This is a genomic window from Parabacteroides merdae ATCC 43184 (assembly GCF_025151215.1).
Classification (GTDB): Bacteria; Bacteroidota; Bacteroidia; order Bacteroidales; family Tannerellaceae; genus Parabacteroides; species Parabacteroides merdae.
This window is the reverse complement of sequence record NZ_CP102286.1, coordinates 2,012,829-2,028,481: the sequence shown is the minus strand read 5'-3', so window position 1 is coordinate 2,028,481 and position 15,653 is coordinate 2,012,829. Positions and strand designations below refer to the sequence as shown.

Genomic DNA, 15,653 nt, shown 5'->3' with positions numbered 1-15,653 from the left:
TTTTTATACTTTGTGCCTTCGATATGTCTGTTATCTCATCATTTTTGTTTTTCTTTGCGGAAAAATTCAGACACGTGAATCTCATTATAGAACAAGGAAACACATCATCGAAAGTGGCTGTATACAATAAGAGGCATATGGAGGCTTCTTTTGTGTTTAAGAAATTCGACGTGGAGGTTGTCTCTTCTATCTTTAAGAAGTACCCGCTGACGAAAGGGATATTCTCGACAGTGATAGATAAAGATGACGAATTGGTTGAATACCTGGGAAGCAATCTTCGGAATTTTGTGTTTTTGGACGAAACGGTATCTCTTCCGATCAAGGTGCAATATAAAACGCCTAAAACGTTGGGTAAAGACCGGCTGGCTGCCGCTGTCGGGGCTAATTACCTGCAACCAGGAAAGGATTTGCTGGTGATTGACGCCGGAACAGCTATTACATATGAACTGATCGATGCTTCCGGTTCTTATTTAGGAGGGAATATTTCACCTGGAATGACAACCCGGTTCAGAGCATTGAACCTGTTTACGGAGAAATTGCCTTTGGTTGTCGAGCAGGAATACATTCCTTTGGTCGGAACGGATACGGAAACAGCCATCCAGGCTGGAGTAGTAAATGGTATAGTGTGCGAGATGGATGGGTATATCGAAATGCTTCGGCTAAAATATCCTAACCTTTTGGTTTTTTTAACAGGCGGTCATTCGTTTTATTTTGAAAGACGACTAAAAAACTCCATCTTTGCAGACATTAATTTAGTGTTGACAGGATTAAACAGAATCTTAGAGTATAATGTTGAAGATTAATAAAGTACTAATAACAAGCGTTCTTATATTCATGCTGTTGCCTTTGATGGCGCAAAACAATACAAACTCGCCCTATACCCGTTTCGGGTATGGTGATTTGGGAGAACGTTCGTTCGGCGCAGGTCGAGCCATGGGCGGTGTTGGTTACGGATTACGTTCGCCGAAACAAATAAATCCGATGAACCCGGCATCATACAGTTGCATGGACTCCCTGACATTTCTCTTTGATTTTGGTGTAGCCGGTCAGTTGTCGTGGTTTGATGACGGAAATGCCCGTCAGAACGATATCAACGGAAACGTGGAATATATTGCAATGCAGTTTCCGATTCATCGCCGGATAGCCTTGAGTTTCGGTTTGTTGCCTTATTCTTATGTCGGTTATAAGTTTGGTGCTTTGCGTAACGACGAAGGAGTTACATTTACGGAAACTTATAACGGCTCAGGCGGTTTGAGTGATTTCTATGGAGGTGTCTCTATTGATATCTGGAAAAAACGTTTAGCCGTGGGAGCCAATTTCGGTTTCCTGTTTGGGAATATCAAGCATGAACAAGTTGTAATCATGAGTGGTGAAGGAACAGGAGCATATAATACGAACCGTAACCAGGAATTGAGGGTGCGTGACCTGAAAATGGATTTCGGATTGCAGTACACACATCCGTTAAGCAAGACGGAGAGTGTGACGTTAGGTCTTGTTTTTTCTCCTAAAAAAAGTTTGCATGCAAAATCCTATCAATTGACTCAGTCTTATACATCTTCTGGTTCAGATGGAGAAGTGCTTCAGTCTGATACTATCAGCGGGAAAGCGTTTGCGTTGCCTAATTCGTATGGAGTGGGGCTTTCTTATGTGAAACAAAATAAATTAACGTTAGCAGCCGATTTTTCCTATGAGGATTGGGGAAAAATGCCTTACTTTGGGGAGAAAGATAATTTCAAGAATCGTTATCGGGTAGCGGTTGGTGGCGAATATATACCGGATTATATGCGCAAATCATATTTCAGCAGGATTCGTTATCGCGCAGGTGTCCATTATGGCAATTCTTATTTGCGTATGAACCGGACAGATGCCAATCCTTCCGGAGACGGTTATAACGAGATCGGAGCAAGCCTTGGTCTGGGATTGCCGTTAATTGATAACCGTTCGTTGATTAACATATCGTTTGAGTATGTGAAAAAGAAACCGGAAGTGAAGATGAACATGATTGATGAACAGTATTTTCGTTTTACAGTGAATTATACGTTCAATGAAGCATGGTTTATGAAATTTAAGGTTGATTAACTAAATAGCTAACTTTAATAGAAATAAATATGAAGATCAAAGTATTATTATTGGCTTTCGGATGCTCTATGATGTCGTTCGGAGCTTATGCACAAAAAGGTGTGGATACTGGTACTCCGTTCGGTTCTGGTGAAGATAGCGTACGTTGTATTACCAATATCAGCTTATTTGTCCCTTATGCCAAAGCAGGGAATTTCAAGGATGCTTATGAATTCTGGTATCAGGCTTATACCGAATGTCCGGGAGCTCATAAGGATATCTACTTGTATGGTGTGAGGATCATGGACTGGAAAATCAATACCGAGAAAGATCCGGCTAAGAAAGCTGCTCTTATCGATGATTTGATGAAGGTGTATGATACGCGTGTGAAATATTTCGGTAATGACCGAAAGTATGGAAAGGATTGGATTATTGCTCGTAAGGCTGCTGATTATATCCGCCTTAAGGGAGATAATGCAGACCCGAAAGTGTATTATGCTTGGTTGGGTGAAGTGATCAATGAGTTTGGTGAAAACTCTGAAGCAATGGGAGTATCCTTGTATATGATGGGGTCTCACCGTCAACTGTTGGCTGATCCTAATTTCAAAGAGACTTATTTGGAGGACTATTTGAAATGTTCAAAGATCATTGCAACTCAGTTAGCCGCAGCTCAAGCAGCAAATAATGAAAAGGAGATAAAGAACCTGACTACCTACAAGTCTGCCATTGATGGTGGTTTTGCAGGTAGTGGTGCTGCCGATTGTGAAACGTTGCAGAATATGTATGCTTCCAAAGTTGAAGCTGCAAAGGATGATTTGCCTGCGTTGAAAGAAATCGTATCTCTGTTGAGACGTGTTCGTTGTCAGGAAATCGATGCTTTTTATACAGCTGCAGGTTATGCCTATAAACTGGAACCGAGTGCAGATGCCGCTCTGGGTATTGCAAAACAGGCTGTAAAAGCTAAAGATTATGATAAGGCTATCCAGTATTTTGAAGAAGCAGCCAATATGGAAACAGATGCAGTTTCAAAGGCTGAAGACTATTATCTGATCGGTGTACTGTTGTTCGAACAGAACAATATGTCAAAAGCAAGACAATATTGTCAAAAAGCAATTGAAACCAATCCTGATTACGGTGCGCCGTATATACTGATTGGCAATATGTATGCTAAATCTGCAAAATCTATCTATCCGAATGATGCCGTTTTGGCCAAAGCTGTTTACTATGCAGCTATCGATAAATTTGAAAAGGCAAGACAGGTAGATCAGAATGTGGCAGAAGACGCTGGTAAATTGGCTAATACTTATCGTGCTCACCTTCCTTCTACGGAAGAAGTTTTCATGCATCCGGATCTGGAAAAAGGAAAAGCTTTCAAAATCGGGGGCTGGATTGGTGAGACTGTCACAATCAGATAATTATGATTAAGAACCGTTTTCTTTGTAAAACGAACGAACAAGGCATAACAACTATCTTTGCGGTAGTTGTTATGCTTCTTTTATTTACTGCCTCTTGTAATGGCGATAACAAGGAGGTGGTTGTGGTTGCTTTCGATCCTGAAACAACTTATACGTTGAGGACTACTGATTATACTACTCAGTTCTCCGATTCGGGGATTACACGCTATCGTGCTATCGCTAAAGAATTTTTGAAATTCGATAAGGCAAAAGAGCCGTTCTCATATTTTCCTGAAGGTATTTATGTGGAAAAATTCGATACTTTATTTAATATTGAAGCGAGTCTTAAAGCGGATACGGCTTATAATTATGAGAAGAAAGGACTATGGAAGCTGATTGGCAATGTGAGGGTTGAGAATCTGGAAGGGAAAAAATTTGAAACTTCCTTGCTTTTTTGGGACCAGAAAGAGGAAAAGGTCTATTCTGATAAATACATTCGGATACAAGAGGATGATAAAATCATAACGGGTATCGGATTCGAGTCGAATCAGAATATGACTCAATATAAAATATTTAATTCTCAAGGAGTATTCCCTGTCAGTGAATCGGTAACGACTGATTCAACCCAAAATATTGTTCCGGTAGATTCTATGCCCATAGCTGCCAACCCTGCTATGGAGACTGTTCCGCAGAAGCAACCGGCACAGAAGGAAAAAGTGGTTCCACGAAAATTGGTGCCGGCCGAGATGGATAAAACGAAGTAATGGGTGCACTTACATACATATTAATATCATTGGCTTTTTCTGCATTCTTTTCAGGAATGGAGATAGCCTTTATCTCTTCCAATAAGTTACGTTTCGAACTTGATAAAAAGGAAAAAAGCTTGACGAGTAAGATTCTGGATATATTTTACCGGAACCCGCATCAGTTTATATCTACAATGCTGGTCGGAAACAATATAGCGTTGGTGGTCTACGGTTTGCAGATGGCGATTATACTGGAACCTCTTATTGCTCGTGTGGTAAATAACGAGGCACTGATTGTTTTGACTCAGTCTATTATCTCGACTATCCTGATATTGTTTACCGGAGAATTTATTCCAAAAACTGTTTTTAAATTGAATCCGAATTTTTCGCTTACGTTGTTTTCGGTACCTTTGTTAATCATATATGTTGTTTTGTATCCGGTTTCTAAATTTTCTTCTTTGCTTTCTTTCCTGATTCTGAAAATTGCTGGTGTAAAGAATGTGACCGGTTCGACGCAACGGGCGCTGGGCAAAGTCGACCTTGATTATTTTATCCAGCAGAGCATTGAAGATGCGCCTCAAAATTCGGATATGGATACGGAGGTAAAGATTTTTCAGAATGCACTTGATTTTTCGAATGTGCGTTTGCGTGATTGCATCGTTCCCCGTACGGAAATTGTGGCTTGCGATAAGACGGCTGCCCTTGAGGAACTACGTTCCCGTTTTGTAGAGACTGGACTTTCTAAGATTCTTGTTTATAATGAAAATATAGATGATATTGTCGGATATATCCATTCTTCGGAAATGTTTAAAAACCCGGAAGATTGGACACAAAGTATCCGAAGCGTCTCGATTGTTCCGGAAACGATGGCTGCCAATAAATTGATGAAAGTCTTGATGCAGGACAAGAAAAGTATGGCTGTTGTGGTGGATGAGTTTGGTGGAACTTCGGGAATCGTAACCTTGGAAGATTTGGTGGAAGAAATATTCGGAGAGATAGAAGATGAGCACGATATCAAGTCGTATGTTGCCAAGAAGGTGGGAGATGACGAGTATCTATTGTCCGGTCGTATAGAGATCGATACGCTGAATGAGAAGTTTGACTTGGAATTACCGGAGTCGGACGATTATGTGACAATAGCCGGTTTTATATTGCATTTTTATCAGAAATTTCCGAAGTTGAATGAAACGATTGTAATTGATAAATATTCTTTTAAAATCGTAAAAGTGACAGCTACGAAAATCGAATTAGTTCGTATGAAAGTAGTGAGTTAATTAAAAAAAAAGCATAAAAAGATGCGGCAATCTCTTTTTTTCGTATCTTCGTGCCCTTAAAATGTGGAATAATAAACTTTAAAATAGATAAAGATAAATGGCTACGCTGGAAAAAATCAGAAGCAAAGCAGGACTGCTGGTACTCGTTGTGGGGGTGGCATTGTTCGCTTTTATCATCGGTGACTTTTTAAACTCCGGTTCTACTTATTTCAGACAATCGCAGGAGACGGTTGCGGAGGTAGACGGAGAAGTTATTAAAATTCAAGAATTTCAGGATCGTGTAGACGAAATGACTGAAATGTACAAAATGCAGACAGGTTCCACCAGTCTGCCCGAAGAATACCAGACTCAAATCCGTCAGTCTGTATTCGATGGTATGGTACAGGATATCGTTTTGAATGAAGCAACTTCCGAGTTAGGAATGGGAGTAGGTCCGGAAGAACTGTTCGATATGGTTCAGGGTGAAAACATTTCTCCGATGATCCAACAGATGCAGATGTTTGTGAATCCGCAGACAGGTGCATTTGACAAAACTGCATTATTAAATTTCTTAAAGACTATCGACGACGATAATATTGCCAACTATCCCGCTGACCAGCAGGCACAGTTGTTGCAGGGGCGTCAGTTCTGGATGTTCTGGGAAAAGAATATCAAACGTCAGCGTTTGGAACAGAAGTATACAACTCTGTTGAGTAAGGCTGTTTCTGCCAACAAACTGGATGCAAAAGATGCTTTCGATGGCTCGGCTGTAAGCTCTGATATCGTTTATGCAATGCAATCTTATGCTTCTATTCCTGATTCAACTATACAGGTAAGCAAGAGTGATATCGAAAAGCTGTACAATCAGCGTAAGGAGTTGTTCAAGCAGAAAGAAGGAAAAGTAATCAAATATATCGCTGTCGATATCCGTCCGAGCAAAGAAGACTACGACAAAGCAAGTGCTGAAATCGAATCTTTGAAGAGCGAGTTGGCTACTTCTGAAAAAGTGGCTGATTTGGTGACGGAAAATTCTGAAATACCTTATATGGACGCTTTCTTTACAGAGAATGCATTGGATCCTGAAATGAAGCAATTTGTAAAGACTGCAAATGTTGGTGACGTATACGGCCCTGTTTTTGAAAACGATAAATACAGATTGTTTAAGTTGGTCGATAAAACCGTTGCTCCTGACTCTGTGAAGGTCAGTCATATTATGTTGGCAAATACAGGCGATGAAGCTGCTATCAAAGCAAAAGCCGATAGTTTGTTGAATGTACTGAAGAAAGGTGGTGACTTTGTTGCCTTGGCAAAGGAATATTCAGCTGACCAGGCTGCTGAAAAAGGGGGTGAACTGGGCTGGTTTACTGAAGCGACAGCTTTGAGAGGTGTAAATGATGATTTCAAAAAAGCTGTTTTCTCGACTCCGGTCAATGACTATTCAATTGTAAAATCTTTGTATGGTACACATATCATCAAAGTTACCGATAAGACTACAAATGTAGACAAATACAAAGTAGCAGATATTGATATGACCGTATCTCCGAGTACAAAGACTTATGGTAACATCTATAATGAATTGAACCAGTTCATTTCAAAGAACCAGAATATAGATAAATTGGATGATGCCGCTAAAGAGGCCGGTTACAACTTGTTGTCAAATGTGACAGTAACTGCTAACGACCAGTTGCTGGGTTCTATCAAGAATTCCCGTCCGGTAATCCGTTGGGCGTTCCAGAACAACAAAGGCGATATTTCTGAAATTTTTGAATGTGACGATAAGTTTGTGATCGCAGCTATTCAGGGTACGTTGCCGGAAGGTTATCGTTCTTTGGAATCTGTTACTCCGATGTTGAAATCAGAGTTGATCGCTCAGAAGAAGGGTGAAAAGATCGCACAAGACCTGTCTGCTAAAAATCTGAGTTCTGTCGATGCTTATGCTCAGGCTATGAATTCTTCTGCAGATTCTGTTAAGTTCGTTAGCTTTGCAACACGCCGTATCGCAGGTATCGGGGTTGAGCCGAAGTTGAATGCAATGGTTTCCTTGGCTCAGAAAGATCAGTTGAGCGCTCCGGTTGTCGGCAACAACGGTGTATATGTGTTCAAGGTATACGAACAGAACAAGGACGCCAAGAATTATGACGAAGCTGCTGAAATCAAAGCATTGGATGCTTCTAATGCTTACCGTTTTGGTTTCCAGGCTATTCAGTCATTGGTTAACAAAGCTGATGTGGAAGATAACCGTATCCGCTTTTATTGATCGTTGAACTGTTTGCGGCAGGAGAGACTGCCGTCCATTATAGGGAACCGCCAATCGCAACCGATTGGCGGTTTTTTTATATCTTTGCATGAAAGAAACACAAGAAGGATCATGAATGAGAAAAGACGTTTATTGGGAATGACTTTGGATGAACTGAAAGGAGTGGCTTTTGAAGCCGGACTTCCAGGCTATGCAGCTAAGCAGATGGCTGACTGGCTGTATAAAAAAAAAGTGACTTCTATTGCAGCGATGACGAATATAGCCTCGGCGAAACGTGCCTTGTTGGAGAAAAACTTTGAGGTGGGGGCCGTACCTCCTTCCGACTTGATGAAGTCGGTGGACGGGACGATCAAGTATTTGTATCCTGCCGGTCCTGGTAATTTTGTTGAATCCGTGTACATTCCGACGGAAGACAGGGCGACATTGTGTGTTTCCTCCCAGGTCGGATGTAAAATGAATTGCCTTTTCTGTATGACCGGTAAACAGGGGTTTACCAAGAATTTGTCAGCTAATGAGATTCTGAACCAGATACAATCCTTGCCGGAAACGGAAGAATTGACTAATATCGTTTTTATGGGAATGGGCGAACCTCTGGACAATGTGGATGAACTGTTCAAAGTATTGGAAATCTTGACCGCCTCTTATGGATACGCCTGGAGTCCGAAGCGAATCACGGTTTCGACTATAGGGGTAGCCAAAGGGTTAAAACGGTTTCTTGAAGAGAGTGACTGCCATTTGGCTGTCAGCTTGCATTCGCCTTATCCGGACGAACGGCGATCTTTGATGCCGGTTGAAAAGGCTTTTCCTGCGTGTGATATTATCGAGACGATCAAGCAATATGATTTTACGCATCAACGTCGTGTTTCATTCGAATACATTGTTTTTAAAAATTTGAATGATGATCTTCAACATGCGAAGGCTTTGGTTTGTTTATTAGATAAAGTTCCCTGCAGAGTCAATCTGATCCGTTTTCATGCAATCCCTAATGTGTCGTTGGAAAGTTCGGACTTGGCAAGAATGGAGGCGTTCCGGGACACGTTGAATGCAGCCGGTATCGTTTGTACGATCCGAGCATCACGAGGAGAAGATATATTTGCCGCATGCGGGATGCTTTCTACGGCGAAGAAACAACAAAAAGAATAGAAATGGTTTCTTTTGAGGGAAAAGAAGCTATATTTGTATAACAAAAAAAATAAACGGGTATGAAAACACATTCTTTATTGATCAGCTTTTTAATGCTTCTTGTCATTATGGGAGCATGTAGTTCGGGCCCAGTGATGAGAAATGCTACCGGTTTCGCCTATGAAATTGTTGTGACGATGGATAAAGCTGATTGGGATGCTCCTGCCGGAAAGGCTATCAAAGCCGAATTGACTTCCGATATTCCAGGATTGCCACAGGCTGAACCTGCCTTTAAGATCACCTATGTGACTCCTGACCAGTTTAACGGTTTGTTAACATATGTGCGCAATGTTTTGATTGTTAGGATAGATAAGTCTCAGTATACGAAAGTTTCACTGAACTATGAGAATAATCGTTGGGCGAAAGGTCAGGTAGTGATGACATTGACAGCTCCTGACGATGCAGCCATTCTTGAATACGTAAAGGCTCATCCGCGGAACATAGTGGAATTTTTTACCAAGTGCGAAAGAAACCGTACGATCGGACAATTGGAGAAGGAACATAGTCCGGTGGTTATGGATCACGTGAAGGACCGTTTTAACGTCATGTTGAGTGCTCCGGCAAATATGACCTATTTCCGTGACACGACCGGCTTTTTCTGGGCTTCCAATAATGCCAATACTGGGCGTACGGATATTGTTGTCTATGATTTCCCATATAAGGATGCTGATACTTTCACAGCCGACTATCTGATTGCAAAACGTGACTCTGTCATGAAGCTGAATATGCCGGGGACGTTTCCCGGATCTTATATGGCTACGGATACAGCTTGGGTAACTTATAATCCGACAACGGTAAATGGTAAATATTGTGGTGTGTTGCGCGGTTTATGGCATATGAAAGGCGATATGATGGGAGGACCATTTGTCAGTCATGCACGTTTGGACGAAAAGAACAACCGGGTTGTAGTCGTTGAAGGCTTTGTATTCGCCCCGGAGACGGATAAGCGCAATTTTATCCGCCGTATCGAATCTGCATTGTATACCTTGCGTCTGCCTGGTGAATTTGAAGAAACACAGGTAGAGAAACTGGATGTTTCCGAAGAAAAGTAACAAAAGATTTGTGGTTTGTGATTTAGAGCAGCGATGGAATAAATCATAAATCATAAATCATAAATCAAAATATATGGAAGAACGATTGGTTAAGGTGGGCATAACCCATGGAGATATAAATGGTATCGGTTACGAGGTGATACTGAAAACATTGTCGGATACTCGTATAGCCGAACTTTGCACGCCGGTCATTTACGGCTCGTCAAAGATTGCCGCTTATCACCGGAAGGTCTTGGAATTGCCTGCTGTGAATTTAAGCATCATTGCACAGGCTGAAGATGCCGGGGCAAACCGGGTGAATATTATCAACTGTGTGGATGACGAGACTAAAGTAGAGTTGTGTCAATCTACAACTGCTGCCGGTGAAGCCGCTTATCTGGCTTTGGAGGCTGCCGTTACCGACTTGAAACGCGGTGCGGTGGATGTATTGGTAACGGCTCCGATCAATAAGCACAACATACAGAATGAACAATTTCATTTTCCCGGTCACACAGAATATCTGGAACAATGTTTCGGTGGTTTGGGAAAAAAGGCATTGATGATTCTGATGAAAGATAATCTTCGCGTTGCCTTGGTAACGGGACATATCCCATTAGCACAGGTCGCATCAAAGATTACCGTTGAAGATATTGTGTCCAAATTGCGTATTTTTAATCAGTCACTTAGGCAAGATTTCGGAATCGTGCGTCCCCGTATAGCTGTCCTTGCTTTGAATCCGCACGCTGGAGATGCCGGATTGTTAGGTAAGGAGGAAGAAGAAATCATTATTCCGGCTATCCAGGAAGCAGAAAAGAAGGGAGTAATGTCTTTCGGACCGTATGCTGCTGACGGTTTCTTTGGTTCGCAAGTGTACGATAAATTCGATGGTGTACTGGCTATGTATCATGATCAGGGCTTGGCTCCGTTTAAAACGCTGGCGATGGATGACGGTGTTAATTATACGGCGGGTCTATCAATCGTACGGACTTCACCGGCTCATGGTACGGCTTATGATATTGCCGGCCAGAATGTGGCCTCTGAAGAATCTTTCCGTCAGGCCCTATATGCTGCATTGGATATTTACCGGAATCGTATCCGTTATCGTGAGGCAACAGCCAACCCTCTGCGCAAGCAGTATTTCGATAAAGGAGGTGACAATGAAAAGCTCGACCTGACAAAAGAGGAAGACGAATAACCAGAAGCCCGGAAGTCATTTGAATACTAAAAAACCATTTCTTGCTTTATGGATAAAGCAGGAAATGGTTTTTGTTTTTTTGTCCGTAGTCGAAAAGTAAGAGAGAGGTATTTTTGTTGTAAGAGCCTGTTTAGTCGTTCGTTAGTTGAAGTTGTGTCATTCTTGTATTTTACTTAAGTATATAGTTGTGGATATGAGGCGGAGAGAGAGAATGCCCAAACTGAATCAGGACGAGAGTCCTTTTTACCGCCATTTTTTTTTTGATAGGAAAAGTTTGTGTAAGTTTGCGGTTTCAAAAGGATATTAAGTATTATGTTTAAGGATAAAACGATTGTGTATACATCAGGAACATTCGATATGTTCCATTACAACCATCTTCGGATGATAAATTATGCCCGCAGCCTTGCGGATATTTTGATTGTGGGGGTGAGTACGGATGAATTGGTGTCTTCTTATAAGGCGAAGCCGATCATTCCTTTTACGGAACGTCTGCAAATCATCGAAGCATTGAAAACTCCCGATATTGTCATTCCACAACATACGTTGGATCATTCCGAAATAGTCAAAAAGCTGAATATCGACGCTTTTGTCGTGGGAGACGATTGGTATGGCAAGTATGATTATTTGAAAGACTTGGGCGTTCAGGTATTCTATTTCCCTTACGGGACAGGAGTGTCCTCTTCCAACTTGAAGAAAACGATCCATGATTCATATGAAGCGAATTTGAAGTCTCAACGGCAATCCAAACCTGAATCTGTTAAAGGCTTCGGTGAAAAAGAATAAGGGTGATGATGGAAAAAAGGGTATTGATTACCGGAGGGACGAAGGGGATAGGCAGAGCGGTTGCCGAATGTTTGGCAAAAGCTGGCTACAGCCTGATTTTGACTTATGCTTCGGATAAAGAAGAGGCTCTTCGGGTGGCAGACGGTTTGCTGCAGCAATACAAAGTGGAGGTTCTTACGCTTCAGGCCGATATTTCCGATCGGAAATCAATCAAAAAGATAGAATCATTTCTAACCGGGTGCTCTATGCGCTTGGATGCGGTGATCTTTAATGCCGGCCTGACCTGTCGTGACTCGTTTGAGGATTTGGATATAGTAGAATGGGAACGGGTGTTTTTTGCCAATGTGCATTTCCCTGTCTTCCTGTTGCAACGCATTGTCGGTTTGATTAATAAGGGAGGAAGCATTGTCTTTACCGGTTCTCTGATGGGGATACAGCCCCATTCGGTTTCACTGGTGTATGGCGTGACGAAGAGTGCCGTGCATGCGTTGGTGAAGAATATGGTGAAGTTCCTGGTTCCGTATGAGTTGCGTGTGAATGCTGTGGCTCCCGGTTTTGTGGATACCGAATGGCAGAAAACGAAACCCGCTGAAATACGTCGTAATATAGAGAACAAGGTTTCATTAGGGCGTTTCTGTGATCCGGAGGAACTGGCGGAAGTTTATAGAATGTTAGTAGAAAATAGTTATTTTAATGGCGAAGTGATCGTCGTCGATGGCGGTTATTCGTATAAATAGAAGATAAATGAGCGACTTGGATAAAGAGTACGAGGCTTCGTTGAAGTCGATAGAAACAGAAAATAAGATTGACCGGATTTTTTATCGTCCTATCGGTTTTCGTATTGCCCGTATGTTAAGGGGTACAGGTATTACGCCTAATATGGTGACTGTTGTCTCTATTTTTGTAGGGGCGGCAGTCGGTTTCTTTTTTTATCATGATGATCTGATTTACAATGTTTGCGGTATCCTGTTGCTGGTATGTGCAAATATCCTAGACTGCGTGGACGGGCAGTTGGCCCGCCTGACGGGAATCAAATCGGCGATCGGTCGTATCTTGGATGGTTTTGCCGGGGATATCTGGTTTACGTGTATTTATGTCGGTTTCGCCCTTCGTCTGTCTCATGATTACGGAACGGACTGGTTCTTTGCCTTGGCGGTTCTTTCCGGTTTGTCACATTTGGTACAGGCGAATATCACGGACTATTACAAGACACTTCATTTGTATTTCATCAGCAAGGATAAAGGTGCGGAGTTCCAGTCGCTGGAACAGGTACGTGCCCGCCATAAGGAAATGAAATATGGTATCAATAAATTTTTCTATTTCCTCTATCGTGGCTATACGCTTTTGCAGGTGAAAGCTACTCCGTCCTTGCAGGGTATGCTTCGCAGCTTGCATGCACGGTATGGAGATGATATTCCGGAAGATATCCGTATCCGTTTCCGCAAACAAAGCAAGGAACTGATGCACATGGTAGACCTTTTGACTTTTAACGGACGTACGATCGTGATGTTCGTCGTGGTTCTGGTCGGTGAGGTTTGGGTTTATTTCTTGTATGAGATAATCGTATTGAACATCGTTTTGTTGCTCGCCATGAGAAAGCATGAACAGATGTGTGCAACATTCTATAAATAAGAATTTATGAAAGAGAGCGTTGTAGACATACATGATTTACAGGAAGCTGCCCCGTTCTTTAAAAGTCGTTTCGGCTCTTTTCTGGGGAAAGTGCTGATCAAATGGTTGAGTATCGATAAGGTAAACAAGGCTCATGCCCATAACTGCCATTTGCGGGGAGCGGAGTTCACAACAGCCTTGCTGAACGACCCGTTGATCGATATTAAATATGATCTACATAACGCCGAGGTGCTGGATCATCTGCCCGAAGGCGCTTTCGCTACAGTTTCGAACCATCCTATCGGATCGATAGACGGGATTATGTTGATCGATATATTCGCTTCACGCCGTCCGGATTTCAAAGTAATGGTAAACGGCGTATTGACCAAAATCGGGGCCATGGGAGATAATTTCGTGTCCGTCAAGCCAGACTCCAATAACCAGGGGGCTAATCTGAAGAATATAAACGGGGTCCGTATATCCCTGCAACAACTGAAAGAGGGGCATCCGATGGGTTTTTTCCCTGCCGGGGGGATCTCGATGTATAATAAGAAGACGAAGAAAATACAGGATTTGCCTTGGACGCACAGTGTGATTCGTCTGATCCGGAAAGCGAAAGTGCCTGTATATCCTGTTTATTTCGATTTCCTGAATTCCCGCTTTTTCTATTGGCTGGGCCGGATTGACTGGCGTATCCGTACGTTGCGCATACCAGCCGAGGCCTTTAACAAGCGCGGGCGTACGGTCGATGTTTATATCGGTGAGCCTGTTTCTCCAGAAGAAATCCAAAATATTGCCGACGACAAAGACCTGGCCGAGTTTTTATATCAACGTACGTACGCTGCTAAAAAATAACAAACCTGTATAGAAACCGCCTTCGGATTTCGGTTAATTGGATTAAGATTTGTAATTTTGGCAGATAAAACTGAAATAATTACAGATAGTAGAAGAAATATGATAAAGGTTGACGTGCAGCAGATAAAACAGCGTTTTGGAATTATCGGTAATAATGCCGGGCTGAACCGGGCTATCGATGTTGCCCTACAGGTCGCTCCGACAGATTTGTCTGTGCTGATTACCGGTGAAAGTGGTGTCGGTAAAGAAACTTTTCCTCAGATTATACATCAGAACAGCCCGCGTAAACATGGGCAATACATAGCGGTGAACTGTGGTGCCATTCCTGAAGGTACGATTGACTCGGAATTGTTCGGACACGAAAAAGGTTCTTTTACAGGAGCGTTGTCTGACCGTAAAGGCTATTTCGAGGTTGCGGATGGCGGGACGATCTTCCTGGATGAAGTAGGAGAGCTGCCCACTCCTACGCAGGCACGTTTGTTGCGTGTTTTGGAGACGGGAGAGTTTATCCGTGTCGGTTCATCCAAAGTCCAAAAGACGAATGTCCGTATCGTCGCGGCGACAAACGTCAATCTGACGCAAGCTGTAGCGGAAGGAAAATTCCGTGAAGATTTGTTTTACCGTCTGAGCACGGTGCCTATCCAGGTTCCTCCTTTACGTGAGCGCGGTGAGGATATCATCTTGCTTTTCCGGAAATTTGCCAGCGATTGCGCGGAGAAGTACCGGATGCCGCCGATCCGTTTGGATGAGGAAGCCCGCCAGTTGATGCTTTCCTACCGTTGGCCGGGGAATGTCCGGGAACTGAAAAACATAACGGAGCGTATTTCTGTTATCGAGGAAAACCGGGATATCACCGCTTCAGTGCTTCGCTTGTATCTACCCGATCTGAATATCGAGAAATATCCGGTCCTAGTCAAACAGGATTCCGATCAGAAGATATTCAACAGCGAACGGGAGATTCTATATCAAGTGCTGTTTGACATGAAGAAAGATGTCAACGAACTTAAGAAGCTGGTACACGACATCATGGGAGGCAAGATGCCAATCGAGATGCCGGAAGAGCCGGCGGCTTATCCCCATCCGATCCATACCGTCCATCCGGTTCCTTCTATTCAGGAAGCCGAAGCAGTGGAAGAGGAGGAGAGCCTGTCGCTGGAAGAAGTCGAGAAAGAGATGATCCGAAAGGCCTTGGAGAAACATAACGGTCGCCGTAAGAATGCCGCTGCCGACCTGAAGATATCGGAACGGACACTTTACAGAAAAATAAAAGAATATAATCTGGAATAAA

14 protein-coding genes are annotated in these 15,653 nt (G+C 42.7%); all 14 read left to right on the top strand.

The genetic code is table 11. From position 1 onward, the window contains the following. Nucleotides 1-23 precede the first annotated feature (23 nt). The 14 genes from NQ542_RS08460 to NQ542_RS08395 all read left to right on the top strand — a co-directional run bounded on the left by NQ542_RS08460 (nt 24) and on the right by NQ542_RS08395 (nt 15,652). Nucleotides 24-803: a type III pantothenate kinase gene (locus NQ542_RS08460; RefSeq protein WP_081446981.1), complete on the top strand. Its 780-nt coding sequence runs from the start codon at nt 24-26 to the stop codon at nt 801-803. Then, nucleotides 790-2,079: a hypothetical protein gene (locus NQ542_RS08455; protein WP_005636347.1), complete on the top strand. Its 1,290-nt coding sequence runs from the start codon at nt 790-792 to the stop codon at nt 2,077-2,079. The genes NQ542_RS08460 and NQ542_RS08455 overlap by 14 nt, the downstream gene beginning before the upstream one ends. A gap of 29 nt (nt 2,080-2,108) precedes the next feature. Next, nucleotides 2,109-3,473, top strand: a complete 1,365-nt coding sequence (locus tag NQ542_RS08450) for a tetratricopeptide repeat protein (protein WP_005636348.1) — start codon at nt 2,109-2,111, stop codon at nt 3,471-3,473. Between the two features lie 2 nt (nt 3,474-3,475). Continuing rightward, complete coding sequence (gene lptC / locus NQ542_RS08445; RefSeq protein ID WP_005636349.1) at nt 3,476-4,216, top strand: LPS export ABC transporter periplasmic protein LptC; 741 nt, start codon at nt 3,476-3,478, stop codon at nt 4,214-4,216. Next, the gene (locus NQ542_RS08440; RefSeq protein WP_005636350.1) at nt 4,216-5,472 is read left to right on the top strand and encodes a hemolysin family protein; all 1,257 of its coding nucleotides are present in this window, start codon (nt 4,216-4,218) and stop codon (nt 5,470-5,472) included. Before lptC ends, NQ542_RS08440 begins: the two co-directional genes overlap by 1 nt. Before the next feature lie 97 nt (nt 5,473-5,569). Beyond that, nucleotides 5,570-7,708 (top strand): peptidylprolyl isomerase, encoded by a 2,139-nt coding sequence (locus NQ542_RS08435; protein WP_005636351.1) that lies wholly within the window; start codon nt 5,570-5,572, stop codon nt 7,706-7,708. Nucleotides 7,709-7,819: 111 nt separating this feature from the next. Next, on the top strand, nt 7,820-8,851 hold the full coding sequence (gene rlmN, locus NQ542_RS08430; RefSeq protein ID WP_005651051.1) for a 23S rRNA (adenine(2503)-C(2))-methyltransferase RlmN: 1,032 nt from the start codon (nt 7,820-7,822) through the stop codon (nt 8,849-8,851). Nucleotides 8,852-8,910: 59 nt separating this feature from the next. After that, the gene (locus tag NQ542_RS08425) at nt 8,911-9,942 is read left to right on the top strand and encodes a DUF4837 family protein (protein ID WP_005651053.1); all 1,032 of its coding nucleotides are present in this window, start codon (nt 8,911-8,913) and stop codon (nt 9,940-9,942) included. Nucleotides 9,943-10,015: 73 nt separating this feature from the next. After that, entirely contained in the window at nt 10,016-11,116 is a 1,101-nt protein-coding gene (gene pdxA / locus NQ542_RS08420; RefSeq protein ID WP_005636359.1) for a 4-hydroxythreonine-4-phosphate dehydrogenase PdxA, read from the top strand. 312 nt (nt 11,117-11,428) lie between these two features. Next, nucleotides 11,429-11,899, top strand: coding sequence for an adenylyltransferase/cytidyltransferase family protein (locus tag NQ542_RS08415; RefSeq protein ID WP_005636362.1), 471 nt, complete (start codon nt 11,429-11,431; stop codon nt 11,897-11,899). 8 nt (nt 11,900-11,907) lie between these two features. Then, nucleotides 11,908-12,636 (top strand): SDR family NAD(P)-dependent oxidoreductase, encoded by a 729-nt coding sequence (locus NQ542_RS08410; protein ID WP_036724584.1) that lies wholly within the window; start codon nt 11,908-11,910, stop codon nt 12,634-12,636. A gap of 7 nt (nt 12,637-12,643) precedes the next feature. Continuing rightward, nucleotides 12,644-13,531 carry a CDP-alcohol phosphatidyltransferase family protein gene (locus NQ542_RS08405; RefSeq protein WP_005636366.1) on the top strand — a complete coding sequence of 296 codons (888 nt, stop codon included), beginning with the start codon at nt 12,644-12,646 and terminating at the stop codon, nt 13,529-13,531. Nucleotides 13,532-13,537: 6 nt separating this feature from the next. Further along, the gene (locus NQ542_RS08400) at nt 13,538-14,365 is read left to right on the top strand and encodes a lysophospholipid acyltransferase family protein (RefSeq protein WP_005636368.1); all 828 of its coding nucleotides are present in this window, start codon (nt 13,538-13,540) and stop codon (nt 14,363-14,365) included. Between the two features lie 99 nt (nt 14,366-14,464). Further along, entirely contained in the window at nt 14,465-15,652 is a 1,188-nt protein-coding gene (locus tag NQ542_RS08395; RefSeq protein WP_005636370.1) for a sigma-54 interaction domain-containing protein, read from the top strand. Nucleotide 15,653: the final 1 nt, after the last annotated feature.

Coding starts and splice junctions, on each gene's coding strand:
- NQ542_RS08455 (WP_005636347.1), top strand. CDS start 790: ATGTTGAAGATTAATAAAGTACTAATAACAAGCGTTCTTATATTCATG.
- NQ542_RS08410 (WP_036724584.1), top strand. CDS start 11,908: ATGGAAAAAAGGGTATTGATTACCGGAGGGACGAAGGGGATAGGCAGA.
- NQ542_RS08435 (WP_005636351.1), top strand. CDS start 5,570: ATGGCTACGCTGGAAAAAATCAGAAGCAAAGCAGGACTGCTGGTACTC.
- NQ542_RS08425 (WP_005651053.1), top strand. CDS start 8,911: ATGAAAACACATTCTTTATTGATCAGCTTTTTAATGCTTCTTGTCATT.
- NQ542_RS08450 (WP_005636348.1), top strand. CDS start 2,109: ATGAAGATCAAAGTATTATTATTGGCTTTCGGATGCTCTATGATGTCG.
- NQ542_RS08395 (WP_005636370.1), top strand. CDS start 14,465: ATGATAAAGGTTGACGTGCAGCAGATAAAACAGCGTTTTGGAATTATC.
- lptC (WP_005636349.1), top strand. CDS start 3,476: ATGATTAAGAACCGTTTTCTTTGTAAAACGAACGAACAAGGCATAACA.
- NQ542_RS08460 (WP_081446981.1), top strand. CDS start 24: ATGTCTGTTATCTCATCATTTTTGTTTTTCTTTGCGGAAAAATTCAGA.
- NQ542_RS08440 (WP_005636350.1), top strand. CDS start 4,216: ATGGGTGCACTTACATACATATTAATATCATTGGCTTTTTCTGCATTC.
- pdxA (WP_005636359.1), top strand. CDS start 10,016: ATGGAAGAACGATTGGTTAAGGTGGGCATAACCCATGGAGATATAAAT.
- NQ542_RS08415 (WP_005636362.1), top strand. CDS start 11,429: ATGTTTAAGGATAAAACGATTGTGTATACATCAGGAACATTCGATATG.
- NQ542_RS08400 (WP_005636368.1), top strand. CDS start 13,538: ATGAAAGAGAGCGTTGTAGACATACATGATTTACAGGAAGCTGCCCCG.
- NQ542_RS08405 (WP_005636366.1), top strand. CDS start 12,644: ATGAGCGACTTGGATAAAGAGTACGAGGCTTCGTTGAAGTCGATAGAA.
- rlmN (WP_005651051.1), top strand. CDS start 7,820: ATGAATGAGAAAAGACGTTTATTGGGAATGACTTTGGATGAACTGAAA.